Origin of the sequence: Endozoicomonas sp. ONNA2 (assembly GCF_024606365.1) — a bacterium.
Lineage (GTDB): Bacteria > Pseudomonadota > Gammaproteobacteria > Pseudomonadales > Endozoicomonadaceae > Endozoicomonas.
In genome coordinates, this window is the sequence record NZ_JAHHPO010001019.1 from 1 (window position 1) to 1,310 (window position 1,310).

A 1,310-nucleotide genomic window follows, 5' to 3' on the forward strand; every position below is an offset into this window, starting at 1 on the left:
CAGCCTCGCCGGACATAAGTTTTTCAGGGATGATAATGCTATTGCCCACAGGCTGGTAATGGCGTTGTTGATGGACGCGGGGCTGCGATAGTCGCTGCAAAAGTGAGCGGCTCATGGTCATCGTTTTTATAAACTTTGAGCAACGTTCTGAACATCCTTCGCTGTTAATGCCTTGTTCTTCACTTGTATCCAAGTCAGTTTCCAGGGGGCTTAGAGGATAAGTCCCAAGCATTAATTTTACCCGGTCATTTAACTGACAGGAGTCACAGGACCCAGAGAACGTCTGTAAGATAGCCAATAGTACATATTTCAGAAATTGGGGCGCTGAGCGGTAAAGATCACATAGCCAGTTCAAATAGTGCACATCAGGCTTTTGTGTATGCAACAGGTTGCATAATTCCGGCAGACACCTGGTAAATAAAAATTGTTTCCCGGCGATTTTGCCTTCAGCATCCGCCATATACCAAGCGCTTTTTTCTATGATATGTTCCCAATCTTGTATGTTTTCACCAAACCGGTAAAACATTTGTGGCGATAATAGTATCCCCCAATAATCCGGCAAACCGTTGGAGTCTACAGGCCCTCTGTTGAATGCAGAGTAGCTATCTTTAAATATGTGCATAAGCTCAGTCGAAACTGAGCCGTTTATGCCTGGCTGTAATTCATATGTAAGACGAACAAGACAATAGTTAATTTTGAGCTCCGGCGGAGCTCCCGCTAAATCGATCAATTGGTTGTAATGGACAACCCCCCCTTGCCCGGAAAAGTCTGTTTGACGGTACTCCCCCAAGTCGGGTTCTGTGATATCTGCAGTGGACCGTCCACCACCACCGAGTTGGTATTGTCGCCAGGTGTGGCCGCCATCGGGGCTGATCTCAACAAAACGGTGCGAAACATTGTCTACTTGCCGGGCAGGAATACCCCAATAGAGGCAGAGCACCTGAAAGATCAGCGCCTTGTGTCGGCAAACCCCTTGTTTCTCCCTGAGCATATTCAGCAACAGCTGTTCATCTTGTCCGGTTACATTTTTGCTGTCAGAAAATGTAGCCAGCCAATCCATCAACGCCCTGAGTCGCTGCGGGATATCCAGGACCCCATTGATGTCACATAGCTCTGCATAGGCTTTGCAGGTGTTGGTTTTGGGGTAAAAAATCTGTTCTTCCAGCAGATCTGCAAGCCGTTGACTGCACAATCCCTCTGATAATGTCAGCCACTCGCCCGGTCTCAGTCGGGTAAAATAGCTTTGCTCGGGAGCAATGATAAAGTCCACCGTTACTGGTGCCTTACTTTTGATTACCGGTGCCTTACTT

1 protein-coding gene is annotated in these 1,310 nt (G+C 47.6%); it reads right to left on the minus strand.

The genetic code is table 11. The features are described 5' to 3' along the window. On the minus strand, positions 1-1,270 hold a 1,270-nt coding region (locus tag KDK14_RS18100), incomplete at its 3' end, for a transglutaminase-like domain-containing protein (RefSeq protein WP_257266596.1). Positions 1,271-1,310 lie beyond the last annotated feature (40 nt).